Genomic DNA, 24367 nt, shown 5'->3' with positions numbered 1-24367 from the left:
GAATTTAGGCCCACCGTGCATTTGAGTGGGGAGTTTTGGGGAATGTGTTCCAGATGATCGGCTGCGTATTGTTCTCAGGGGGCGGCAGTCTCTCGGACCATGTTTTTTGGGAGTGTGGAGGGCCTCAAGGCGATTATGTCTGCGCAAATGAATCTTGCAATGTCTCTGAGTGAGGATGAGGTTGAGAAGTCTGATCAACAGGCTATTTGGCTTCGTCTGGTGGCGCGCGACTGGCTGGCCCCGATCATTCTTTTGCTTTTGTGTCTGTGCTTGTACCTGCCGGGGTTGACGTCCGTTCCCCCGCTTGATCGTGATGAACCGAGATTTGCTCAGGCTTCCAAACAGATGATGGAGACAGGCAACTACGTTTCCATTCACTATCAAGAGCTGGCACGAAACAAAAAACCGATCGGAATTTACTGGGCACATGTGGGTGCTGCCAAACTGTTGGGATATGGAGAGCATGCGCCCATTTGGGTCTATCGTCTCCCTTCTGTGATTGGCGCAATTGCAGCTGTGTTGCTGACGTACTGGACTGGGCGAGCATTTTTTCGGGAGCAGGAGGCCTTTTTAGGTGCGCTGCTTGTTGCATTAGCTCTCATTTTAAATGTTGAAGCACATTTGGCTAAAACGGATGCGGCGCTTCTGGCATGTGTGATGTTGTCTCAAGGGGCGTTGGTTCGAGTGTGGATGGCGCAACAAAGCAAAGCGCTTTGGTCTCCTGCCGTGCTCTTTTGGGTTGGGTTGGCGCTGGGCACTCTTATCAAGGGGCCGATCATTCTTATGGTATGCGGCCTAACCATCCTGACGTTGGTTCTTTGGGAAAGACGGATCTCGTGGTTGAGAGGACTCGCTCCAATCGCCGGTTTTCTGCTGTTTCTTGCATTGGTCTCCCCATGGCTTATTGCCATTTACATTGAAACAAAGGGTGTGTTCTTCCGGGATGCGCTGGGCGGTGACCTTTGGGGGAAAGTGGGAACCGGGCGAGAGGCTCACGGTGCTCCACCACTCACGCACCTGTTAATCAGTTTCGTTATTTTCTGGCCAATCCCCTCTTTTCTCCTTGTGGCTTTTAAGGGAATTGGGCAAGAATTGAATAAATATTGTTATAGATTCTTGTTGTGTTGGCTGATCCCGTCGTGGGTCATATTTGAATTGGTTTCAACGAAACTGCCTCACTACACACTGCCGATGATGCCAGTACTGGCGCTTTTGGCAGCAGGTGTATTGACGACTGACAGAGCAAAACAGGCCGGCGTTTATTGGCGATATGCCTCGGCGTTTTTATTCCTGCTGATGCCTCTGGGCATTTTGATTGTTGTTGTTGTTGGACCTTTGCTGCTTGATCTGTGGCCGTCTCCCCCCGGTGTTGTGCTGTGTGGGTTGGCGGTCATCGCAGCGTTATCAGCCACTCGTAAACTGATTGGCGGGGAGCTTGTTGGCGCATTGCCGACGGTGGGGGCTTCCGCTTTGCTGATGTTTGTCGGCTTCTGGGCATTTTCTGGTCCGGCATTGTCGACCATCTGGATTTCCAGCCGTCTCGTGGAAGTTGTTGAGCAGCTCCCGGGATGTGAGCGGAAAGACGTTGCAACAGCAGGTTTTTATGAGCCTAGCTTCGTATTTTTGCAGGGCACGCAAACAAAATTACTTGGCGCAGAAGCTGCAGCGCGTTTTCTGGCAGACGGAAGCCAGAAAGCCGGAGTGCCTAAGGGGACCTGCAGAGTCGTGCTGGTGGAAGGACGGCAGCTGGATCGGTTTGATGCGGAAGCTCTTCGGTTGGGGATGAAGACTTCGGAAGTATCAACTGTATCTGGCTTGAATATTAATGGCGGTAAAGCATTGCTGATACACATTTTTTCTGCGGGTGGGGCGACGTGATGATTGATGACGGCTCCATAGATACCTTAGAGCGTCCAGTTCAGGACGTGGATCAAAAACAAAATAAATCACGCGAAGCGCAGCCTTTCAAAAAGGACGCCATAAGTGCTGCATCTTATGAGCAAAGCTACAAGGAAGATGCTCCGCGGGAAGAAGGTTCCACTCCATCAATTGGTGAGCGTCTGATTGAGACCTTACGTGTTGCTGGCAATAATGCGAGACGGCATCTTGGGCAAACCTCTGCAATTCTGAAAAACCGGAAAGCACGGAGCTCTGTTGCTGTTCCTGATCTTCCATCAGTTATAAAGCCGCAGAATGTAGCGGCATTGTTGATTGGGCTGTGCGGTCTGGCGATGGTCTTTCTGGACCACAGTAGCCCGATTTGGGCTCGGAAACTGCCCGTTGCCTATCATGATATTTTCGAGGTCATTACAGATGTCGGCAAGTCTGACTGGATCCTGTTCCCAACGGGACTATGGATTCTAGCAATGATTTTTGGCGGCTGGCAGCGCCTCCCGTTTCGTAGAAAGATGGCAGTGTCGTATCTGACGATATACGGGAGTTATCTGTTCTTTGTTGTCGCTGTTAGTGGGCTGCTGGCCATTGCTCTGAAATGGAATATCGGGCGTGCCCGACCAACCCTTTTTGATGAAATGGGGCCAATGTATTTCGACTTCTTCGCGTGGGAGGCAAAGCTTTCGAGCCTTCCAAGCGGGCATTCGACAACGGCTGGTGCTCTGATCGTTGCTTTGGCATTGATTGCTCCCAGACTTCGGTGGCTGCTTGCGGTTGTGGGGCTTTGGATTGCTGCCAGCAGAGTGATTGTGGGAGCTCATTATCCCAGTGATGTTGTCGCTGGCATTATCATAGGTGGAGCATTTTCTTATTGCTGTGCTCGTTGGATGGCTCGTCGGCGGATCGGGTTTTCATTTGATGATAAAGGCGGTGTGCAACCGATCATGAGCAGTATCTCTGCGGCTTTATGTTTGAGGTCCTGGCGAGCGGCGCGATCTGACAGTTTTTCTCCCGTACAAAAACAATCGGAGACACTCCGGGCTGATTGAGGTCGTTGTCCTTAGCCTGAGCGGAGTTCCGTCTCAGGGTAGGGGTAACTGGAATGACCAAGAATGCCGGTGTGAATGAGATTGACGTTAGCGTCGTTATCCCCGCCAAGAATGAGAGAGATAATCTTCCTCCATTGCTGGATGAAATTGCGGAAGCTTTGAAGGACTACAGGTTTGAAGCCATTGTGGTTGATGATGGCTCTACTGACGATAGTCTTGAGGTTTTGCGCCGCTATGCGTTGGAGCACAGCTTTTTGCAGCTGATCCACCATAAGCGATCTGGTGGGCAGAGTTGTTCTGTACGAACGGGCTTATTGCACGCTCGGGGCACATATATCGCCACGATTGACGGCGATGGGCAAAATAATCCGATCTATTATCGTGAAATGCTTGAGGCGATGGAGAAGGGGGGCGCGCGTGTTGGTCTTGCTGCCGGGCAGCGACTGGGGCGAAAAGCCAGCCTCTTCAAATGTTACGCTTCCAAAGCGGCTAACAAGTTGCGTGGCGCAATCCTGAAAGACAATACGCGAGACAGTGGATGCGGTCTCAAGTTGTTGCGTCGTGATGTGTTTCTGAGACTGCCGTATTTTGACAGCTGGCACCGGTTTTTACCGGCCCTTGTTATCCGTGAAGGATACGAGGTGGTTCATGTGGATGTGGTCGACCGTGAGCGCGAGCACGGTGTCTCCAAATATGGGATCTTTGACCGGGCGCTTGTTGGGATTCTTGATCTGTTTGGTGTGTGGTGGTTGCGCCGACGTCGAAAAGTCATTCCCGAGGTGGTGATGGTGACAGATTCGGATGTGTCTCCTGCTAAGGAGGACCATTGATGTTCTCGGGTTTGTATGACTGGCTTTATGATGTTTTCGTCGCTCAATGGGATTTTTGGGTTCTTTGGGGATTTGTTGCACAATTCATGTTCATGATGCGCTTTATGATCCAATGGATTGCCTCTGAGCGGGTGGGGCGATCGATTGTCCCGGTGGCTTTTTGGTTCTTCTCAATAGGGGGCGGATCGCTCCTTTTGACTTACGCTATCGTCAAGAAGGATCCGGTTTTTATTGCGGGACAGGGCCTCGGATTGATCATTTATTTCCGAAATCTATGGCTTATCTACAAGGAAAAACGCAAGGACCCGAATTTCTAGGCGATTTATCCGCAATAAATGCACTCTGAATACACCAGTATAGCTGAACGCTATTTGCCCATAGGGAAGATAGACTTCCTTGTGAGATTTTCGTAAAATTGCGTATTATTTGTGCAGTGGGATTGTAAAGGTTAGTGTGAAATACGTATTTTTGAAGAAAATTGCTCAGATTATGCGGTCAGTTTTTAAGGTTAGTTTTTTCGTTGCGCTTGTAGTCTAAGTAATATTTCCTCTCTATTTCAGTATTGTTTGGATTAATTTGTTTGCTGGTGTATAAAGAACTATATTTTGCAATTTTGATTAATGGTTAAAGCGCGTGCAGCTGAGATATAAATTGCATAGAAACTTTGCAGTGGTTGATGAATAGCACCTCGTAGACTAACTTATTAATAAAAACCTCTTGACGTTTTTAGAGAAATATCATCGAATGCTTAGCGAGGAGTGGTTGAAGCCAATAGGGGGGCTTTAAGGACATGCGCTGACATGTCTGTCTTGGGTGTTTTTCTTAGAGGAGGAGAACAGCCTGCTACTTCCGGTGATGAATTTTAAAATTGGACAAGAAAAAGAGGCTCCAATTCTATGAAAAAAATGATCCTTCCAGTTGCGCTGGGTGCAGCGTTCGCAGCGACTGCTCTGTCTGCAGCATCTGCCGGCACTCTCGAAGACGTGAAAGAGCGCGGTAAGCTGCGCTGCGCGGTTTCCACTGGTCTTGCAGGCTTTTCTTACACCGACGAAAACGGCAAATGGCAGGGCTTTGACGTTGATTATTGCCGTGCAGTAGCTGCTGCTGTTCTTGGTGATCCGGATGCAGTTGATTTCTCACCAACCACTGGTAAGACCCGCTTTACTGCGCTGGCTTCCGGTGAAGTGGACATCCTGTCCCGTAACACCACATGGACGTTCTCCCGTGATGCAGACCTGAAGTTCACCTTCCTTGGTGTGAGCTACTACGATGGTCAGGGCTTCATGGTGAAGAAGTCTCTTGGCGTTGCTTCTGCTAAAGAGCTGGATGGTGCAACCGTTTGTATCCAGACTGGTACAACAACAGAGCTGAACCTGTCTGACTACTTCTCAGCTGAAGGCATGTCTTACGAGCCGTTGTCCATTGAGACAAACACTGAAGGTCGTGCAAACTACCTTGCAGACGCTTGTGACGTGTACACCACTGATGCTTCCGGTCTGGCTGCTTCCCGTGCAACATTCGAGAACGCAGACGACCATATCGTTCTTCCTGAAATCATCTCCAAAGAGCCTCTGGGTCCGCTCGTCCGTCATGGCGACGATCAGTGGGCAGACATTGGCCGTTGGGTTCTGAATGCAATGAAGATTGCGGAAGAAAAAGGCATCACCGCTGCAAATGCAGACGACATGGCCGCTAACACCAAAGATCCAGAAGTTAAGCGTCTGCTCGGTGCTTCCGGTGAAATGGGTGCATCCCTTGGTCTGGGTAACGACTTCGCTCTCGTAGCTATCAAATCCGTTGGTAACTACGGCGAAATGTTCGAGCGTCACCTGGGCACACAGACCAAAGTTAATCTGGCTCGTGGTTTGAATGCGACATGGACCGAAGGTGGTCTGCAGTACGCACCTCCATTCCGTTGATCTGATTGAGATCTGACAAAAGGGGCGCTGTTGCAAGATGACAGCGCCCTTTTTTCTAAGCATAATAAATAAGGCGGGCTACTTATGAGCACTTCAACCGTACCAGCCGATAATAGCTTCCAGTTTTCGCAACTGTGGCGAGATGCTCGATACAGATCTTATACGATCCAGATTATCGCGCTTGTTGCTACTCTGTCAGTTGTGATGATGCTCATCAGCAATGCTGTCGAGAACCTCGAAGCACTTGGCAAAGATTTCAATTTTGGATTCCTATCTGAGCCATCGGGATATCCTATTATCCCAGCTCTAGTGGAATATAGTGCTGCTTCGGCGCACTGGAAAGCAGCCCTTGTGGGTGTGCTCAACACGCTGCTAGTTTCCTTTCTAGCGTGTTTGACTGCGACAATCATTGGCGTTTTCGTCGGTGTTCTGCGTCTCTCCAATAACTGGGTCGTCTCCCGCTTGATGGCGGTATACATTGAAGGCGTTCGTAACGTACCGCTGCTGCTGCAAATTCTGGCATGGTACGCTGTCTTCATTCATGTGTTTCCAACCCCCAAGCAGGCTGTTAAAGCACCAGTTATTGAAGGGGCGGTTTATGCAACGAACCGTGGTTTCTATATTCCTGGACTGACTTTCGATGGTGGCTACCAGATTGTTGTTGCAGTTTTGCTCGCTTCCATCGGTGGCATTTTTGTATTCCGTCGTTGGGCGCGTCAGCGTCAAGAAGCGACCGGTCAAATTCTGCCCGTGGGCTACATCACGCTTGGGATTTTGATTGTCCCAACCGTTTTGACTTACTTTGCGTCTGGTATGCCGATTGGTCTTGATTATCCTGTTGCCGGTCGCTTTAACCTGAACGGTGGTGTCAAAGTTGGTGCTCCGCTAGTTGCTCTTTGGTTTGCGCTTTCCATCTACTCTGCTGCGTTTGTTGCGGAGATTGTTCGTGCTGGTATCATGGCGATCAGTAAGGGACAGACAGAAGCTGCTTATGCTCTTGGCCTTCGTCCAAAACGGACCATGAGCCTTGTGGTTCTGCCGCAGTCTTTGCGCATCATTATTCCGCCAATGATCTCCAATTACCTGAACATCACTAAAAACTCATCCTTGGCGATTGCAGTAGGGTATTCGGATCTGGCCGGCACACTGGGCGGTATTACACTGAACCAGACGGGCCGTGAGATGGAGTGCATGTTGCTTCTGATGGCAACATATTTGTTGATCTCGCTGTCTATTTCAGCAGTCATGAACTTTTACAATGAATCCGTAAAGCTGAAGGGGCGCTAACATGAGTGAAAATAATTTCGCCTTTGTCTCGACCTCTGAAAAGCCTCAGTTGCCACCTCCCCAGGGTACAACTGGTGCAATCGGCTGGGTTCGTGAAAATCTGTTCTCGTCTCCGCTCAACACTATTTTGACGCTGCTTTCTATCTTTGCGGTGTATTCAACAGTGCCGGGTGTGGTCAACTGGGCGTTCGTGGACTCTGTCTGGAATGCGAACTCTCTGGATGAATGCCGGGCACTGACAGAAAATGGTGCTTGTTGGGCCGTTATTCGTGAGCGTTATCACCAGTTCCTGTTTGGTTTTTACCCAACTGAGCTGTACTGGCGCCCTATTTTGGCTTTCGTACTGCTGTTCCTAGCCCTTGTGCCAGCCCTTTGGGATGGTATGCCTAAGCGCGGCACTGCGTTGATGGCTTCAATGGCATACCCATTTGTGGCGTTTTGGCTGATTTGGGGTGGTTTTGGTCTTGAGCCGGTTTCCTCCACCAAGCTGGGCGGTTTGCTGCTGACCATGATTATCGGTGTCTCCGGTATCTCGTTCTCGCTTCCGATCGGTATCGTTCTTGCGCTGTCTCGCAGTTCCAATCTGCCTATTGTGAAGTCTCTGGCGATTATCTTCATCGAGTTCATTCGCGGCGTGCCGTTGATCACCTTGTTGTTTGTTGCGCACGTTCTGCTCAACTACTTCCTGCCAAAGGGTGTGAACTTCGACATCGTGCTGCGTGTTGTCATTATGGTGACCTTCTTTGCCAGTGCTTATATGGCTGAGGTTATCCGTGGTGGTTTGGCTGCGTTGCCAAAGGGGCAGTATGAAGCTGCGGATGCATTGGGCTTGAGTTATTGGCAGAGCATGCGTCTGATTATTCTGCCGCAAGCGCTCAAGATTTCCATCCCAGGTATCGTGAACACCTTTATTGGCTTGTTCAAAGACACCACACTGGTTTTGATTATTGGCCTTATGGATCCTCTCGGATTGGTTGCGCCAACGCTCGCTGACCAACGTTGGAATGGTATTTTTGTGGAACTTTATGCGTTTATCGCGTTCATGTTCTTTATCTTCTGCTTTGCAATGTCCCGATATTCGATGTATTTGGAACGCAAACTGCATACCGGCCATCGCTAGTCGCCTGGCGCAAGCCAAGAGAAACTCGGAGAAATAAAAATGAGTGACGCAAATCTCGCTGATGTTCAGGCGGACCGCTCAAAAATGCAGATTTCGGATACCGATGTGGCTATCGAAATCAACGGCATGAATAAATGGTATGGTGACTTTCATGTTCTGCGCGACATTAACCTGAAGGTTATGCGCGGCGAGCGTATCGTTATCTGTGGTCCATCGGGTTCTGGTAAGTCCACGATGATCCGCTGTATCAACCGCCTTGAAGAGCATCAGAAGGGCCAGATCGTTGTCGACGGTATTGAGCTGACCTCTGACCTCAAGAAGATTGATGAGATCCGCCGTGAAGTCGGTATGTGCTTCCAGCACTTCAACCTGTTTCCGCATCTGACCATTTTGGAGAACTGTACGCTGGCTCCAATCTGGGTTCGCAAGATGCCTAAGAAGCAGGCTGAAGAAGTTGCGATGCATTACCTTGAGCGCGTGAAGATCCCTGAGCAGGCCAACAAGTACCCAGGTCAGCTTTCCGGTGGTCAGCAGCAGCGTGTGGCGATTGCCCGTTCGCTGTGCATGAACCCGAAGGTTATGCTGTTTGATGAGCCGACATCCGCGCTTGACCCTGAGATGATCAAGGAAGTGCTGGACGTGATGATCGGTCTGGCGGAAGAGGGTATGACCATGCTCTGCGTGACCCACGAAATGGGCTTTGCCCGTAAAGTGGCAAACCGCGTGATCTTTATGGATCAGGGGCAGATTGTTGAGCAGAATGAGCCTGAGCCGTTCTTCACCAATCCGCAGCATGAACGTACTCAGCTGTTCCTCTCCCAGATCCTCAATCACTGATCTGGAAAGAGTTCCCAATTCAAAGCCTCGCTGTTTCAGCGGGGCTTTTTTCTTGTCTGCTGTCTGCCGTTTTCACAGTTTGCCTGCCGCCACGTCTTTCCTTGCAGAGCAATGGCTCTCAACAAGGAAAAGTAAAAATGGCAGAATTTGACCTCTACGAAGGTATCGTCCAACATTCCCCTAAATCCTGTGGTGCTTACTGTGTGAACGCAGCTCTTGCTCAACTGGGCTTCATGCCCAAAGCGACTGATGTCGATACGCTCAACGCAGCCGATCTCACCAAAGGTTATGATGTCACAACCGATCCAGGGCGCATCAATTTATGGCGACTGAGTCACTTGATCTATCATCGCTTGCAGATTGCTGAGGTGGTGACGACGCAGACTTACAAAGTTTCAGGAAATCTGGAACTTGATCTTACAGCTTCGCCCGGTCCAACTGCACTTTATAAAGAAAATGATGGAACAGTTGATTTGGAGAACAGCCCTTCGGGTATGGTTGCTGTTGCGAAAACTCTTGCCCCGGGTCTGGCAAAGAACATTACTTATTACACTGCATTCGGCAAAGGCTTGTTCAACAACTTCAAAGTTCTGAATGCGGCTGGTGGTTATCTCTTCAATCGTGAGGAAGACCTGATTCAGAACAAGCTCGGCAAGACTGTGAGCCTGTCCAACGTGACCAGTATTCCGTTCCAGACCAATCAGGTGAACCTTATTCTGGTGCAGTATGCGGGCACCAATACGATGCATTGGGTTGCTGGTACGCGTCATCTGACGGATACGGATAAGGCCATGATTTATGATCCTGCGACAGGTGATGTTCTGGAGATCGCGACCACCGGTAACTTCAAACCGCAGACCAGCTCTTCCGCAAAGCCAGCGACACAGATCGGCCCGAACTCCTACGAGTTTCCAGGCATCTGGATACGGTTGGGAGCTTAACGTGGTGTGCTGAGAGTTTAGCTAATGAGAGGTCTGGGTGTCCCAGTCTCTTAATGTTCGAGTTGGCGTACCTGCGTCTTCTCTGCAGGGACTTCAAGCCGACCGTAGTCTCTCAGCAGCTTCAGGTTTCTTAGTGTCACGATCCCACGGCATTCAGATAAAACACCCTCTGATATTGCTGGCCAGTTGATTGGCCAGCCGCCGTCATCTTGCTGTTGATTGACGAGGGTTTCCAGATGAAGCTGAAGCTCATCCTCTGTGAAGAATGAGGCTGCTGGGCTGTTCGGGCTTGTGGCAAACCGCAATGGTGAAAAAACATAGTCCTCGGCATGAGGATCGAAGCAGGTGGCTTGTCTCACTAACTCCCGAATTTCTCGCAAAGGATGTTCTGTCCGTTGAGTATCTGGATGAGCTGCAAGAAAAGCTAGGGCATTTTGGATGGAGTGAGGGCGTGTTGCATCGAGTTTATTCAATTCGTTCCAGCAGAATTCTTCTGCATGTTTCATCCATTCATGAGAGATGCCATTCCTCCAAAGGTAGGAAAGAATCACAGCTGTCGGATTGATTGAACTGGGTTGAGGCTCTTTGCACGCCCACCAAGGTGCATGTGGGGCAGCTTCAACAGTTGGGTGCGAAAACGGCAAGCCGCCATCCGGATTTGTGAGTTTCGGGAGTGCGTCGCATATCGATAGAAACTTGCTGGGATCTGCCCTAATAGTATCTAAGAGCTCCATCGCAATAGCCTGATCAATGGGTTGCGGGTCAGATGCGCGCTTGTCTGGCTCCAAACCATAGCCATAAAGGCCATTGTCATGCTGGTAGGCTTCTAATGCCTGCTCTATCGGTTTTGCTGGTGCTGCCTCAAAGTGAAATGAAAAGAGATGCCTGTCGAGAAGCCTCGCATTGGAGAAAATGTAGTCTCGTGCACGTGCAAGGTTTGGATAAGCCATTATCATTCCAAGTCATTGGTGGGGGCGCAGTTCGATACTGCTGTAATATCGTAGGCCATGATTTGAGAGCACTCAAGATGCCAACAAGGATGCACTTACAAAGCCTGTGCGCTTCTTACTGCGGCGCGCAGGCCTCTGCGGTGGGCGCCGGGGCTGCTCCATGATTTTAGGAGGAAGTCGCGGATGTCGGTGTGGTGGGCTTTGGTGAATTGAGCGGTTTCCAGTGCATCTACGATACGAGAGGTGCGGATGCCCTCGTTGGCTGCGTAGGCGATCTGGTCCGGGTGTCTGCGTGCGGTTGCCCGGCTGATGGGTTGGCCGTTCTTGCCCAGAATGTCACCTTGTGTGTTGGTTTGCGGGATTGCCATGTGGTGTACGGCGACGACCTCCCAGCGACTGTTAAAGACAGGGGAACCGGAGCTTCCTTTTTGCGTATCGCCGGAATACCAGCAAAACATGTGTGCATCAGTTCCATTTTCAATATGAAGAAGGTGGTTGTTATGGACGACCACGGCTTTGTTGCGTCCAAGGGGATGCTGAATGATATTAATCGGATCTCCCTTCTTGATTTTGCCTTGCTGACGGATGAGGGCGTGCCAGCCATAATGGTCCAGTGGAATGAAGCTCGGGTCTTCGTCCACGACGGCCGCGATGGCTATGTCCAGTTCTTCGTTGGCCCAGAAAAAGCGGTCTGGTTCGATGGAGCAGATTTTCGAGGGCGTCTGATTGCCGATGCGGTTAGCTTCTGCGCCGAGCTCGAAAAAGTGCTGGCGTGCTTCGTGCTCATTGGGCAAAACATGGTGGTTCGTCATGATGAGACCGTGCCCAACCAGAAAGCCGGTGCCGAACCTAAGCCCTTCAACATGCTCAATTCTGCCAACTGAGCGCGCGGCATAAAGGCCGTATTCAAAGAACTCGATTGGGAGGAGGTCGTTGCGCGTGCCGATCAAAGCTTCCTTGCCCAGTCTTGAGAGATCCTGCACGTCTTCCTCAAAGATTGAGGGCTGCGCAGAGATGGCGCAGCCTTCTGATAAGGCGAGTGTGGCCTGCCGTTTCTGATAGAGATTCAAGCGTTCCCGGCTATCTGTTTCCGCTTGTGTACCTGCAAGAATTGCACTGCGTGTTTTGTTTAAATCCCCCAGACGGCTTTGTAATCTATGAGTCGCTTTTTCAAGTAATACATTGTTTAAGTTTTGTAATTTAAGGGTCATGAAAAGTACCTTTAAATTGTTATCTGCATATGGCAAGCTTAATCATAAACTCACCTCTTGTGTAAAGTTTATCTGTAAATCTAGGAGGGGGAATACTATGAAAATTACATATGATGAGTTTTTGAAAATTGCTCGGGACCCAAGTGTCCCAGAGGAACAACTTCTAAAATACTGTGATGTGGTTGAGCATTCAGGTGCATTTGACATACAGTTCAAGATAAAGCCTGACATGGTGCAGATGACTGAGGCTGATCAGGAGTTTGAGAATGCTCTTCAGATCGGCAATTGGGCATCTCGTATCCGGCGGTATTGGCGGTTCAAAGATGCGCTCAGGGATCATCCAGAGCGGCCAATGCTGATTTCTGAGGGAGACAGCTGGTTCCAGTTTCCGATCCTGATTGATGACGTCATTGATCATCTCAGCGCACACTTCAACATTTACTCGTTAGACGCTGCCGGGGATACGGCGCAGAACATGGTGTATGGTGCGAACCGGGCGCGGCGGCGTGAGTATCTCTCCGCGCTGCTTGAATACAAGGATCAGGTGTCCGGGTTCCTGTTCTCGGCTGCCGGGAATGACGTGATCGGCGAAGATCCGGATACCGGTGTTGCAGTGCTCTTTGACGTTTTGAGAGACTTTAACGGCGATATTACTGATGTGGAAGGGCACATCGACCGTGTGGTGTTTGATGAGAAACTTGCTTTCCTCAAGGGGGCTTATGAGCGGGTGATCAGCGATATTCGCGGTGTTGCCGAGCTGCAGGAGATGCCTGTCTTCGTGCATGGATACGATTACGTGTTCCCATTCAGATGGGAGGGAGATACGCGTGATCCACTGCATGCGGCTCAGGATGAGTGGCTGGGTGAACCACTGTCAGACCGCAATATTCCGAGCGTGCTTGGACGTAAGATCATCAGCGCAATGCTGGATGAGCTCTATGCTATGCTTGATGGTCTGGCGGCGAGCGATGACAATGTCATTGTGGTTGACTGCCGGGGGGCCATGCCAAACCTGACGGATTGGGTGGATGAAATCCACGGCACGTCTGATGGATTTGCGAAGGTAGCGAGCCGGTTTAAGGCTGCTATTGATCAGGCCCTCGTGGTGCAAGGTGCCATGACCTGATTTGGTTGGGTGAGTGAGTGACTGTAAGTGCACCGGTGTTGAAAGCCGGTGCACTTTCTATTTGCCGATGGGCGACGTGATTTGCTTTGTTTGCATGCAGATGTCATGCAAGAATTTGCTCGATGCCTGCCTTTGCCGTGCGTTCCAGTTCGTCTCGCGAGGTGCCGGATCGGGCGCGAAGGGAGAGGCCGTTCAGCAGGCAACCGAGCAGGTGGCCGGTGATTTCAGCAGTTTGTTTTGGCTGGATTTTCCGGTCTTTGATCGCCGCCTCAACGGTTTCGCGCATAGTCTGGTCGATCCGGTCGAGGACCATTTTAAGGACTTCTTTGATCTCTTCATCTGCACCTGCTTCAGACGGGGCTGTGCAGGTGACGAAGCAGCCCATTGGGCCGCCGTCACTCTTTGCTTTGGGCCGGTAGATCTCCATGGCCTGCATGAAAACTTTTTCCAGCCCGCGTGATATCTCTGTCTCGGACAGGATGGCTGCTTCGGTGCGTTTGCCCATCATTTCGGCAAAGTGCTCCAGGCACTTGATGTAGATGTCCTTCTTTGAGCCGAAGGTGGCGTAAAGGCTTGGGCGGTTGATTTTGGTCTCTGCGGAGATCTGATCCAGACTGGTTGCTGAGTAACCGTTTTTCCAGAAAATCCGCTGAATTGTGGTCAGCGCTTCGTCTTTGTCAAAAAGGCGCGGGCGTCCGCGTGGGCGTGATGGACTCATTTATGTACTGCTTTGCATAAAAATATTGAGCTCTAAATATTGATGCGATACGGTACATAATTATTTTTGTTTTTGGAAGAGCGAGTTATGTCTGTGACAGCAAAGGATTGCAGAGCCTCTGAGCGCATGATGGGTAGCCTGAATTGGGGCAATCGGGACGGGGCGTACAGCAAGGGGCGGCTGACGCCTCTGGAACATCTCACACTGGTTGGCAATCTGGTGCGCACGCAGTTGATTGAGCTGGGTGACAGCGTGAAAGATCGGTTGGGCTTGCTAGCGCCGGTTTCTTCTGGGCTGGAAGCGCTGCTGCCTGCTGAGACGGGATTGGTGCGCGATAGCCTTGATTTTGCTGTTGAGACGCATGATGCGAGATTGCTGCATCACAGCTGGCGGACCTATCTGTTTGGCGTGCTGCTGGGGGAGTATGCAGGTGTGCCGATTGATCGGGAGCTCTTGTTCTCAGCGGCGATCTTGCACGACAGTGGGTTGATCAATGATCGTGAGACTCAAGTGCATGAGTGTTGCTTTGCGATCTCCGGGGCTGAAGTGGCGTGCAATCATCTCTCCAGCTGTGGGCATGGTGCTGATACGGTGCATAGGGTTGGCGACGCGATTGCACTGCATCTGAATGCCTATGTCTCAGCGCGAGCGCATGGGGGTGAGGCGTATCTGGTGAACCGAGGGGCGATGTGTGATCTGTTTGGGGCAGGGCATCGCCGTCTTGCCAAGTCCAGCGTGGATGAAATCATGCAGAAGCATCCGCGTGATGGGGTGATTGAAGCGTTGGAGTTTGAAACAGCACGCCACCTGAAAGGCACGCGGCCTTATGTGTTGACCAAGCTGACAGGTGGCAAAGCACCGAAGACTGCGTTTGATATCTACGGCGTATAGTGCCGCCTAAAGCACCAGTGAGAGCAGCTTTTGAACTTCGGTGTGCTGCTGTTGCGTGTCTTTGTATTCGCCGCAGACACGGCCAATTGCGACGTGGATCATGAAAGCGCGGACGGAGACTGCGCCGAGTTTTGGATCAATTGCTCGAATAGATTTGTCCTGCTGGCCCTTCTCAACACTTGCTTGAAAGAGCGCATCAATGCTGATTGCGACATTGATGAAGTTTTCCGCTCTGGTGCCTTTTTCCCAACCAGCAACGTCGATGAAGATGCGCAGGAATTCTGGTTGTTTTTCAAAGTATTCCAGAATTCCCATGAGAGATTGATTCAATACATCCCGCCCATTGAGAGGGCTGCTTTCTGCTGCCTTGTGAAGGCTGTCCACGCAGGCTTTCAGCTCCTTCAGGCCGATCTCAGCAAACAGTCCCAGCTTGTCGCCGAAGTGGGCGAAGAGCGTGCCTTTGGAAACGTTGGCTTGCTCGGCAATGCTCTCTGTGCTGACCGCATTGAAATTGCCTTCATTGAACAGGCTCGTTGCCGCCACCAAAATGCGCTGGCGGGTTTCCTGTGCTCGTTTTTGTTTGCCCTGAAGCATGGTTCCCTCAATCTGAATAATATGACTATGGTCAAAAAAATAAATTGACTCCAGTCATATTTTGAAAATAAATTGACCGCAGTCAAATAAATGGAGTTTCCATGACAAACAGAATTTTTGTGTTTAGCGGTCATCTCGGAGAGGACCGTCTTGGGCATGCGCTGGCTGAAACATACGCTAAAGCTGCACGTCAATCGGGGGCGGAGGTTCGTGTGATGAACCTGAGCACTATGAGCTTTGAGAGTGCGCTGTTCTCAGGTGATTTCAAAGGAGATCAGGCGCTGGAACCGGATGTGGCTGCATTTCAGGAGAACCTGAAATGGTGCAGTCATTGGACGCCGATCTATCCGCTATGGTGGGGTGGTATGCCGGGGCCTATGAAGGGGCTGCTGGATCGGGCCCTGCTGCCGGGTGTTGCCTTCCAGATTGTGGAAGGGGAAGAGCTGCCTGCCAAACTGTTCAAAGGCCGCAGCGCACGTGTGATCATCACCAGTGATACAGCCGCGCATTATTATGAAGAGCTTTATGACTGTGCGCATGACAAGGTGATGGGACGTCAGATTCTGGACTTCATCGGGTTTGAGGAGCACAGCTTCAAGATGTTCTCGCCAACCTATCTGGCGGGTGAGGACGAGCGCGCTGCATGGATTGCGGAAACCGCTGAACTTGGCAAACAAGATGCGCTTGCAGTGCAGGACGTGTTGGCTGTGGCGTAAAGAAAAGCCCTGCAGGTCAATGACTTGCAGGGCTTTGTTGCGAATGTGAATCTGGTTTAACTCAGGCTGGTTCGCTGATAACTTCGGTCTTTGAACTTGAGCCCCATTCGGTCCACGAACCATCATAAAGTGCGTTCTTAGTGAAGCCTACTTGCTCCAGAGCTAGCGTGATGACAGCAGCTGTTACGCCTGAACCGCAAGAGGTGATTACCGGAGTGGTGGCATCGACGCCAGCTTGCGCAAAGATGTTCTGCAGGTCTTCCTTAGAGCGCAGCTTGCCATCGTTCAGCAGCAAGCCAAACGGCAGGTTCAGAGCACCTGGCATGTGGCCGGCGCGCACGCCTTCGCGAGGTTCCGGTGCCAGTCCTTTGAAGCGCTCTGGTGCGCGTGCGTCAAGCACAAGGTGGCTGCTGGTTTCCAAGGCATCCTGCACTTCGTTGAGGTTGCGCACCATGTCGTTGTTCAGCATGGCTGTGAAGTGGCGTTCCATGCGGGCAGGCACTTCGTCGGAGACCGGATAGCCTTCTTCCTTCCAGGCAGGCAAGCCGCCGTCCAGCACGAAGACGCTTTTTACACCAAAGGCGCGGAACATCCACCAGACGCGGGCTGCGGAGAAAATGCCCATGCCATCATAGAGAACGATGGTCTGGCCATCGCCAATGCCCATCTTGCGCATTTTGGATGAGAATACGTGTGGTTCCGGCATCATGTGCGGGAGCGGAGAATTTTGGTCGGACACGTCGTCAATGTCCATGAACAGTGCGCCGGGAATATGCTCTTGCTCGTATTCCTTTTTGGCGTCGCGCTCCATTGCAGGCAGATACCAGGAAGCATCAATGATAACTACATCAGGAGCATCAAGGTGGTCTTTGAGCCAGCTTGTCGAAACAATCGGGTCCTGTGCCATGTTTTAGTCCTCCAACTGGATACGGACGCGTCTGTTCTGACGGCCTTTTTTCTCTATCTTAGTGATGACAGCTTTGCCAATCTGTGCGGTTTGCGACACGTGCGTTCCACCGCATGGCTGCAAATCAACATCTTCCCCAATTCTTATCAGCCTTAACCGTCCGCTGCCCATAGGTGGTTTTACACTCATGGTTTTAACAAGGCCCGGGTTTGCTTCCAGCTCCTCGTCAGTGATCCATTCCTGAGTGATGGCATCGTCGTTTGCAATGAGGTCCTGTAGCTTGCCTGTCAGCTCTTCTTTGTCCAGTGCAGCTTCTGGAATGTCAAAGTCCAGACGGCCTGTGCCATCGCTGATCTGGCCACCGGTGACGGGGAAGGGCAGCACGACGGAGAGCAGATGCAAAGCAGTGTGGACACGCATGCGCTTGTAGCGGGTTTCCCAGTCAATGTGCGCAGTAATCTTTGCGCCGCTGGTCAGCCCTGCGGGAAGCTCGGTGCCATCAGCTGGCACATGCACAATCTGGCTGCGGTCTTTGGAATAAACAGCTGTTGCAATTGGAATGCGGGTGTCATCCTCCAGCTCAAGCGAGCCACAGTCCCCCGGCTGGCCGCCGCCATTGGGGTAGAAGCAGGTCCGGTCCAGAATGATGCCACCTTCCGGAGTGATTTCGTTTACAGCGGCTTCGCTGCTGCGCAAGTAAGCATCTTCACGGTACAAATGTTCGGTCATGGAATAATCTCAAATGGATTGAACAGGTGCGCCATGAAATGAATTGGCGCACCTTTAACTGGTGATCTTAAGCGGTGGTGCGTGCGCTGAGCAGCTTCACAGCGAACGCTGCCATGATGCCAGCGAAAGAATAGTCGAGAATGCGCATCACCCGCGGTGAGCTGCGCAGGAACTTGGAGACAGCAGAGGCGCCAAATACCATTACGAGACTGCTTGGCACATTCAGAAGAATGAAGAAGAAGCCAAGGAACAACAGTTTTGAGGTTGCGTATGGATCAGAGGCAGACACGAACTGCGGCAGGAAGGTTACGAAGAACAACACAACTTTCGGGTTGAGCAGGTTGATCGTGACAGCCTTTGCCCAAATGGCTCTGGGAGTTTCGCGGGATGCTTCGCCTTCTTCCAATGAGAGGGCGGACCCGTTGCGCAGGATCTGGAAAGCCAGGTAAACCAGATAGAGCGCGCCTACCGTTTTGAGGACCTGGAAGGCAAATTCAGATGCGGCGAGCAGGGCGGAAATGCCAACCGCTGCCAGAAACGCATGGATCATGATGCCGTTGGTTGCGCCGATGATCGCAACCAGTCCGGCTTTTCGGCCCTGTGTGAGCGTTTTGCTCATGAAGAAGGTCATGTCCGGTCCAGGTGTAATGGACAGGATGAAGGCAGCAAGGGTAAAGCCCGCCATCACGCTTAGTTCAGGCACAAAATACATGCGAAAAGCCCTCTGGGTTATTATTCTCAGTTGGCCCCTAACGTATTTCAGTGCCCCAACGCAAGTCTACTGAAGCGTACTCACTATTTCGGAGGGTGCTCTAAAGTGTTTAGGGCTTATTGGGTACATCATTGCTTGCAATGATAGCCGGACGTATGTCCATGCGAGAAATTGAGAGGTTGCCTTTAAGCTGCGCCAGAAACAAAAGTGCTTCAGATACCGCTTCGTATGATGTGGCGGCTTCCTGAGACAGTTCTGTCATGTCTTCTGTTTCCCGAAGATTGTCTGGGATGATGACATGGCTTTGCATCCCGTAGGCATAGAGATCGCCTTGCAGGCTTTCAGAAAATCGAAGTATTGCTGCTTTGGTTGCTGAATAGGCTGCCCACTTACTGGTCGCGCCTCGGTTGGTGAGGCCTGCCGTTGAACCAATGAAAATGATTTTCCCAAATCCTTGGTGTTTTCCGTGTTTCATGAAAGCTTTGGAAAGGAGCATTGGGGCTTTAAGTGTGATATCTGTTTCTGCGATGATCTCATCATCAGATAGCTCATCGAATGGCATGCCGCCGGTGTAACCTGAGGCGTTGTTTATCAAGATATCCAGTCGGCCATATTCAGCAAATGCGTCGGCGATGATTTCATTGCAGGCTGCGGCATCTTTCACGTCCAGCGGTCTCCAATTAAGGCCCGCTTTATCCCGCTTCTCAGAGGTGTCACGTGCGGTTGCTATGACTTCATAGCCTGCTGCCATAAACGCAACTGCTGTTGCATGACCTAATCCGCGGCCTGCTCCGGTAATCAAAACAACTTTTTTCTGTGCTTGGGTCATTCAATCAATATTCTAATGTTCAGGGCGAGCAATCGCTTCTGCAAAAGCAATCGGTGGCCAAGAAAAAGATCTACAAAATGGGTGAGAACAGGCGGGCGGCCTGGGCGAGGACGCGGAAGGCGTAGCGGCGGTTGTTGAGTTCCAGGCGATCAGTTTGCCGGGCGCCTTTGAAATCCTGCAGCAGCATCTCTTCGGTTTTCCTGATCATGTTCTGGCCTGTGAACCAGAGGGTGATCTCGAAGTTGATGTTGAAGGAGCGGTTGTCGAAATTGACGGTGCCAATGCCTGCCAGTTCCTCATCGATGAGGATGACCTTTTCGTGCAGGAAGCCTTCCAGATAGCGATAAACCTTGATGCCATGGCTGGCGAGGTTATCTGCGTGGGCATAGCTGGCGAGCCAGACGAGCCAGTGGTCGGCTTTTTCCGGCAGGAGGATGCGGACATCCACGCCGCGCAAAGCGGCTGCGTAGAGGGCTGTGAGGACTTCAATGCCCGGTACAAAGTAAGGGCTGACGATCCAGATGCGTTCCTTGGCTCTTGAAATGCTCTCCACAAATGTGATGGCGCAGTCTTCCTGAATGTCTGCCGGACCTGTCGGCATGACCATGACGCTTTCCCCACCCGTTTGGGAGAAGGAGGAGGGCAGTTCCAGCTGTAATGTCTTGCCCGTTGCAAATTGCCAGTCTTCGCTGAAAGAGAGCGTGGCTGCGAGCGCTGCCGGGCCAGTGACTTTGACATGGGTGTCGCGCCAGTGACCGAACTCTTTTGACAGCCCCAGATACTCCTCACCGATGTTGTGACCGCCGATCCAGCAGTGTTTGCTGTCTGTGACCACGACTTTGCGGTGGTTGCGGTAGTTGAGGCGCATGGGGCCGAGCATACGCATGAGGCGGTGGCGTCTGTTGAACGCGCTGACGAGGACACCAGCGTCTTGCAGGCGCGTGAGGTACTGCGTGGAAAGAGAGCGGGAGCCGATGTCGTCGTAAAGCAGGCAAACGTGCAGGCCCGCTTTGGCGCGTTCTATCAAGGCATCTGCCAGCTCCAGTCCCGCGCTGTCTTCGCGGATGATGAAGAACTGGACAAGAACATGCCTTTCGGCGGTGCGGATGCCTTCAATGATGGACGCAAACATAGCTGGACCATCGATGAGCAGGTCACACTGGTTATTCGCGAGAAAAGGCACCGAGGCTACACGGGTGTGCACCGGCCACTGCTTGTTGGCTGCGCCGTCTACATACGGTGTGTGACGATTGAGGACGTCTGCCTCAATCTGGGAGATATCATCGCGGACCTCGATGTAATCATCCAGCCGCTTCCATGCGAAGACGAAGTAGAGCGGGACCGTTGGCATGGGGATGAAAAACAGGGAGAGCAGCCAGGCAATGCTGCCTTGCGAGGTGCGTGAATACATGATCTCGCGAATGGCGCAAATGACTGCCAATGCATAGAAAAGAACACTGAAAACTGCGATCAGGGGAAGAAGGCTAAATGAGGATTCCAAGCGCTACAACTCCTGTAATGCGAGGACCTACTTATAGCTGCGCCAAGAGGAATGGTCAAAACCTCTTGGCATATTGTGCAGTGCTTTCCGTTAAGGTTAGGCAGCTTCAAATGGAATGGCGATTTCGGACTTGCGTTCCATCCATTCTGGCACTGGCAGGCCTTTTTCGCGCAGGAAGGTTGGGTTGAACATCTTGCCCTGGTAACGGGTGCCGTAGTCGCACAGGATGGTCACGATGGTGTGGCCGGGGCCGAGTTCTTTTGCCAGGCGGATTGCGCCAGCGACGTTGATGCCGGAGGAGCCGCCAAGGCAGAGGCCTTCGTGTTCCAGAAGCTCGAAGTTGATCAGTAGGCCTTCTTCATCAGAAATACGGTAAGGAATGTCGATCGGTGCATCTTCCAGATTGGCGGTAATGCGGCCTTGACCGATGCCCTCCGAGATGGAAGAGCCTTCGGACTTCAGTTCGCCGTGGGCGTAGTAGTTGTAAAGCGCTGCGCCGTGTGGGTCTGCGAGGCCGATCTTGATGTTCGGGTTCTTTTCCTTCAGGCCGATGCCGGTGCCGGCAAGCGTGCCGCCGGTGCCGACTGCGCAGATGAAGCCGTCCACTTTGCCGTCGGTCTGCTGCCAGATTTCCTGAGCAGTGGTTTCAATATGGCCCTGACGGTTGGCGGTGTTGTCGAACTGATTGGCCCAGATAGCGCCATGCGGATGGGTTCTGTTCAGCTCTTCAGCTACGCGCTGCGAGACTTTGATGTAGTTGTTCGGGTTTTTATAGGGAACAGCCGGAACTTCGATTAGCTCAGCGCCTGCAATGCGCAGCATGTCTTTCTTTTCCTGAGACTGGGTCTCCGGAATGACGATCACGGAGCGATAGCCCAGAGCGTTGCCGACCAGCGCGAGGCCGATGCCGGTGTTGCCAGCTGTGCCTTCTACAATGATGCCGCCCGGCTTGAGCGTGCCACGTTTGACAGCGTCATTGATGATGAAGAGGGCGGCACGGTCCTTGACGGACTGGCCCGGGTTCATGAACTCGGCTTTGCCGAGGATCTCACAGCCGGTTCGCTCGGAGGGGCCTTTGAGGCGAATAAGTGGAGTGTTGCCGATGGCTTCGATGGCAGAGGCGCGCGTATCCATAGTTTCTCTCAAATAATTCGTATGACCAAAAAATCAGAATGCGGGTGTTTACCCCTTTTGAGACCACGCTACTGCGCTGACCTCACGAGAACAAGAAATGGGCTGCCAAAGGGTGCGTCAGACTAGGATATTATTCTCTTTACGATGGTGCGTGAGAACAAAATTACTCACGGGGTGCGTGGCTTTCGAATGAGTGCGCTAAATGCGATTTGAGAGAGTATCGATTTGCGCGCAGTCCAGCCTTTGTCAGGATCTGCTTTCCAGCCAGGTGATGGCATCCTTGGTGGCTTTCCAGAGGATCTCGCCGTTCTCACCTGCGCGCAGCATAAAGGAGTTATGGACTTCCTTTGGGACGGGCTGCACCTCCAGCAGATTCACCTGCGTATCCAGTGCCGGGGCAAAAGCTTCCTTGCGGGTGATGACAAAGCGTTCATCAGTTGGCACGCGGGACTGGTCTTTCTTCAGGCTGGCAGATTGTAGTGCTTTGTTGTGAGTGGCGGGTTGCATCACGGTGACGGCAATGGCTCTGCCATCAGGCAACAGATGCGTCTCGTTTTGCTGGACCTCGGAATTGTAGATGACCTCGCCGTGGTTATCGATCAGCTCGACCCATAGGGTCTTGCGGCCCTCAATTTCCACTTCACCAACCCAGATGGACAAATCGCTCTCTAATGGATCGGCGTAGGGTGTTTTGGAGGGCGGAGCAACGGTGACGGCCAGATAATCCTCTGGCATGGCGTAGGTGTTGCCATTGTCGGATTTTTCGATGAGCTGAGGGCCGGATGTTGTGGCTGGCGCGGAGGCTGGGGGCGTTTCTGCGCGCGAAGGCTCTGCCATAGCGAGTGGCGCAGCGATGCAGGCGGCAAGAAAACCTGATCTTGTGAGGTGCAACTTGAAGGTTTGCGGCAGACCGCAGGATGGCAACAGACTACTCATTTATGGCTCCCTGACTTTTACGCAGCAACTTTCCCAGAGGGGGCGCCTTATTATGTGCACTTCACTAGTCATCACTTAGTAGTGAGTATGATAATATGCACTAGATATATTAGAGGTATACGCATTTACTTAGAGTATCTATGCCATAATAATTGTATATAAATTATGTTTCGCGTATTTATACTTTCAGGTTATTTAAATGCTATTATGTAAAATTTTCATTGTGTTGATTTGCTATAGGATTTGGATAGATCTGTGATGTAGATCGCAGTTTGTACATATGGCAAAAAAATCTAGTATTTTTCCGCATGAGCTAAGCTTTTGAAAGAACAGGGCTTCATTTCGGCCAATTTTTTGTGGGTGCCAAGGGCTGTCGGACGGTATTGGGGCTCGTGGCTGATATGCACAGCTCTCCCAACTTATGAACTCCCTGAAAATTTAAGGAGCCAATGCTGCGTCAGTGGGTGGCCATGTGCAGGATCAGGGTGAGTTTTAACGCAAAATGGAACGCCTCCGCTTTTGTGCGGAAGAGAGTTCTACCCAAATGGACTTTATGTCTTCGGCCAGCGGCACTTGATAGTGCTGCACCTTCGCTTCGCGTGAACATGGTTTTCTACCCATCATTTTTCTTGTTTTCTGGATAGACGCGCACGCACGTGCTTTGTGAAGAGATAAGCTATTTAAGAAGAAGGGGAGGATATAAAGAGAAGTATGGCTCCCCGGGCCGGATTCGAACCAGCGACCAAGCGGTTAACAGCCGCTTGCTCTACCACTGAGCTACCGGGGATCATACTATGGCTGCCATTGGCGGCGATCGATAAAGAAGTGGCTCCCCGGGCCGGATTCGAACCAGCGACCAAGCGGTTAACAGCCGCTTGCTCTACCACTGAGCTACCGGGGATCACGATGATCTTGCCGTATGGCTGCAAACGAAAAAGGATGGCTCCCCGGGCCGGATTCGAACCAGCGACCAAGCGGTTAACAGCCGCTTGCTCTACCACTGAGCTACCGGGGATCATGACACCCTTGCGAGTTTGCCTCGCCGTTTGCGTGAGGAGGCTTTTACAGAGGCATGTTGTGTTTGCCAAGTCGTTTTTTGCGTATTTTTCGATTTGTGGACAGTTTCTCTATTTTTTTATTGAGATATCCAAGGGGGTTAGCCAGAAATCTCCAAAAACCGCGGATTTTGCGGGTTTGATTTTCCGGTGATGTTGGAATCCTCACAAAGACAATTGACAGGAGAGCTGATTGCGTCCCACACTTAAGGCCAGAACTCCAGTTTCTTTTTGTTCCGGCTCAGGCTTTGGAATGACAAGATTAAACGGGAATGCGGTTCCATATATTATGGAGACAAGCCGCAGCTGCCCCCGCAACTGTGAGCGGTGAGACCTTAGCGAAAATCCCACTGGCCTTTTAAGGGCTGGGAAGGGGCTATGGTCGGTTGAGCCGCAAGCCAGGAGACCGGCTGGAGATATGATTTGACATAGGACTGCTGTCGGGTGGACGGCGAGAGGTGCTCATGACGCATATTTTCCTG

The 24367-nt window shown here is 51.6% G+C and carries 23 protein-coding genes, 3 tRNA genes and 1 riboswitch; of the genes, 12 read left to right on the top strand and 14 right to left on the bottom strand.

Going from position 1 to position 24367, the window contains the following annotated elements:
• Positions 1 to 135: 135 nt before the first annotated feature.
• The 9 genes from PsAD13_RS18425 to PsAD13_RS18385 all read left to right on the top strand — a co-directional run bounded on the left by PsAD13_RS18425 (position 136) and on the right by PsAD13_RS18385 (position 9876).
• Positions 136 to 1878 carry a glycosyltransferase family 39 protein gene (locus tag PsAD13_RS18425; protein WP_208986773.1) on the top strand — a complete coding sequence of 581 codons (1743 nt, stop codon included), beginning with the start codon at positions 136 to 138 and terminating at the stop codon, positions 1876 to 1878.
• Positions 1878 to 2942, top strand: coding sequence for a phosphatase PAP2 family protein (locus tag PsAD13_RS18420; protein WP_063319087.1), 1065 nt, complete (start codon positions 1878 to 1880; stop codon positions 2940 to 2942). Before PsAD13_RS18425 ends, PsAD13_RS18420 begins: the two co-directional genes overlap by 1 nt.
• A gap of 53 nt (positions 2943 to 2995) precedes the next feature.
• Positions 2996 to 3772 (top strand): glycosyltransferase family 2 protein, encoded by a 777-nt coding sequence (locus PsAD13_RS18415; protein WP_084404771.1) that lies wholly within the window; start codon positions 2996 to 2998, stop codon positions 3770 to 3772.
• Positions 3772 to 4089, top strand: coding sequence for a lipid-A-disaccharide synthase N-terminal domain-containing protein (locus tag PsAD13_RS18410; RefSeq protein WP_057464408.1), 318 nt, complete (start codon positions 3772 to 3774; stop codon positions 4087 to 4089). The genes PsAD13_RS18415 and PsAD13_RS18410 overlap by 1 nt, the downstream gene beginning before the upstream one ends.
• A gap of 579 nt (positions 4090 to 4668) precedes the next feature.
• On the top strand, positions 4669 to 5691 hold the full coding sequence (locus tag PsAD13_RS18405; protein WP_063292369.1) for an amino acid ABC transporter substrate-binding protein: 1023 nt from the start codon (positions 4669 to 4671) through the stop codon (positions 5689 to 5691).
• An 84-nt stretch (positions 5692 to 5775) separates the two neighbouring features.
• Positions 5776 to 6978, top strand: coding sequence for an ABC transporter permease subunit (locus PsAD13_RS18400; RefSeq protein ID WP_063319086.1), 1203 nt, complete (start codon positions 5776 to 5778; stop codon positions 6976 to 6978).
• Position 6979: 1 nt separating this feature from the next.
• Positions 6980 to 8098, top strand: a complete 1119-nt coding sequence (locus PsAD13_RS18395) for an amino acid ABC transporter permease (RefSeq protein WP_063319085.1) — start codon at positions 6980 to 6982, stop codon at positions 8096 to 8098.
• Positions 8099 to 8137: 39 nt separating this feature from the next.
• Positions 8138 to 8935: an amino acid ABC transporter ATP-binding protein gene (locus PsAD13_RS18390; RefSeq protein ID WP_063289166.1), complete on the top strand. Its 798-nt coding sequence runs from the start codon at positions 8138 to 8140 to the stop codon at positions 8933 to 8935.
• Between the two features lie 137 nt (positions 8936 to 9072).
• Complete coding sequence (locus PsAD13_RS18385; protein ID WP_063292371.1) at positions 9073 to 9876, top strand: hypothetical protein; 804 nt, start codon at positions 9073 to 9075, stop codon at positions 9874 to 9876.
• A 50-nt stretch (positions 9877 to 9926) separates the two neighbouring features.
• Here PsAD13_RS18385 and PsAD13_RS18380 read toward each other — a convergent pair whose 3' ends face one another.
• A complete protein-coding gene (locus tag PsAD13_RS18380) occupies positions 9927 to 10826 on the bottom strand; it encodes a hypothetical protein (RefSeq protein ID WP_063319084.1) in 900 nt (299 codons plus the stop codon).
• A gap of 95 nt (positions 10827 to 10921) precedes the next feature.
• On the bottom strand, positions 10922 to 12037 hold the full coding sequence (locus tag PsAD13_RS18375; protein WP_084404770.1) for a serine protease: 1116 nt from the start codon (positions 12035 to 12037) through the stop codon (positions 10922 to 10924).
• Between the two features lie 97 nt (positions 12038 to 12134).
• Here PsAD13_RS18375 and PsAD13_RS18370 point away from each other — a divergent pair, with 97 nt between their 5' ends.
• Positions 12135 to 13163, top strand: a complete 1029-nt coding sequence (locus tag PsAD13_RS18370; RefSeq protein ID WP_063292372.1) for a hypothetical protein — start codon at positions 12135 to 12137, stop codon at positions 13161 to 13163.
• A 103-nt stretch (positions 13164 to 13266) separates the two neighbouring features.
• Here PsAD13_RS18370 and PsAD13_RS18365 read toward each other — a convergent pair whose 3' ends face one another.
• Positions 13267 to 13881, bottom strand: coding sequence for a TetR/AcrR family transcriptional regulator (locus PsAD13_RS18365; protein WP_084404769.1), 615 nt, complete (start codon positions 13879 to 13881; stop codon positions 13267 to 13269).
• 87 nt (positions 13882 to 13968) lie between these two features.
• On the opposite strand from PsAD13_RS18365, the gene PsAD13_RS18360 reads away from it, so the two are divergent.
• A complete protein-coding gene (locus tag PsAD13_RS18360) occupies positions 13969 to 14772 on the top strand; it encodes an HD domain-containing protein (RefSeq protein WP_063319083.1) in 804 nt (267 codons plus the stop codon).
• A 6-nt stretch (positions 14773 to 14778) separates the two neighbouring features.
• Here the strand turns inward: PsAD13_RS18360 and PsAD13_RS18355 are convergent, their stop codons facing one another.
• Positions 14779 to 15366, bottom strand: a complete 588-nt coding sequence (locus PsAD13_RS18355) for a TetR/AcrR family transcriptional regulator (protein ID WP_057464415.1) — start codon at positions 15364 to 15366, stop codon at positions 14779 to 14781.
• A 101-nt stretch (positions 15367 to 15467) separates the two neighbouring features.
• Here PsAD13_RS18355 and PsAD13_RS18350 point away from each other — a divergent pair, with 101 nt between their 5' ends.
• Positions 15468 to 16082 (top strand): NAD(P)H-dependent oxidoreductase, encoded by a 615-nt coding sequence (locus tag PsAD13_RS18350; protein WP_063305377.1) that lies wholly within the window; start codon positions 15468 to 15470, stop codon positions 16080 to 16082.
• Between the two features lie 61 nt (positions 16083 to 16143).
• Here the strand turns inward: PsAD13_RS18350 and sseA are convergent, their stop codons facing one another.
• The 10 genes from sseA to PsAD13_RS18300 form a co-directional block, all read right to left on the bottom strand.
• Positions 16144 to 16989 carry a 3-mercaptopyruvate sulfurtransferase gene (gene sseA / locus PsAD13_RS18345; RefSeq protein ID WP_063289161.1) on the bottom strand — a complete coding sequence of 282 codons (846 nt, stop codon included), beginning with the start codon at positions 16987 to 16989 and terminating at the stop codon, positions 16144 to 16146.
• A gap of 3 nt (positions 16990 to 16992) precedes the next feature.
• On the bottom strand, positions 16993 to 17718 hold the full coding sequence (locus tag PsAD13_RS18340) for an alanyl-tRNA editing protein (protein WP_063305376.1): 726 nt from the start codon (positions 17716 to 17718) through the stop codon (positions 16993 to 16995).
• Positions 17719 to 17785: 67 nt separating this feature from the next.
• Positions 17786 to 18430, bottom strand: coding sequence for a LysE family translocator (locus PsAD13_RS18335; RefSeq protein WP_063305375.1), 645 nt, complete (start codon positions 18428 to 18430; stop codon positions 17786 to 17788).
• 109 nt (positions 18431 to 18539) lie between these two features.
• Positions 18540 to 19259, bottom strand: a complete 720-nt coding sequence (locus tag PsAD13_RS18330; RefSeq protein WP_063305374.1) for an SDR family NAD(P)-dependent oxidoreductase — start codon at positions 19257 to 19259, stop codon at positions 18540 to 18542.
• A gap of 70 nt (positions 19260 to 19329) precedes the next feature.
• Positions 19330 to 20760 (bottom strand): cardiolipin synthase, encoded by a 1431-nt coding sequence (gene cls, locus PsAD13_RS18325; RefSeq protein WP_063305373.1) that lies wholly within the window; start codon positions 20758 to 20760, stop codon positions 19330 to 19332.
• Between the two features lie 96 nt (positions 20761 to 20856).
• Positions 20857 to 21894, bottom strand: a complete 1038-nt coding sequence (locus tag PsAD13_RS18320) for a cysteine synthase A (RefSeq protein ID WP_063319082.1) — start codon at positions 21892 to 21894, stop codon at positions 20857 to 20859.
• 246 nt (positions 21895 to 22140) lie between these two features.
• Positions 22141 to 22830: a hypothetical protein gene (locus tag PsAD13_RS18315; RefSeq protein ID WP_063319081.1), complete on the bottom strand. Its 690-nt coding sequence runs from the start codon at positions 22828 to 22830 to the stop codon at positions 22141 to 22143.
• Positions 22831 to 23542: 712 nt separating this feature from the next.
• Positions 23543 to 23617: transfer RNA gene (locus PsAD13_RS18310), tRNA-Asn, on the bottom strand.
• Between the two features lie 39 nt (positions 23618 to 23656).
• Positions 23657 to 23731, bottom strand: a tRNA-Asn gene (locus PsAD13_RS18305).
• A 39-nt stretch (positions 23732 to 23770) separates the two neighbouring features.
• Positions 23771 to 23845 (bottom strand) — tRNA-Asn (locus tag PsAD13_RS18300).
• A gap of 260 nt (positions 23846 to 24105) precedes the next feature.
• A riboswitch (cobalamin riboswitch) is annotated at positions 24106 to 24315 on the top strand.
• Positions 24316 to 24367 lie beyond the last annotated feature (52 nt).

Origin of the sequence: Pseudovibrio sp. Ad13 (assembly GCF_001623225.1) — a bacterium.
Lineage (GTDB): Bacteria > Pseudomonadota > Alphaproteobacteria > Rhizobiales > Stappiaceae > Pseudovibrio.
The sequence above is the reverse complement of the archived record's forward strand: the minus strand, read 5'-3'. Positions and strand labels throughout refer to the sequence as shown.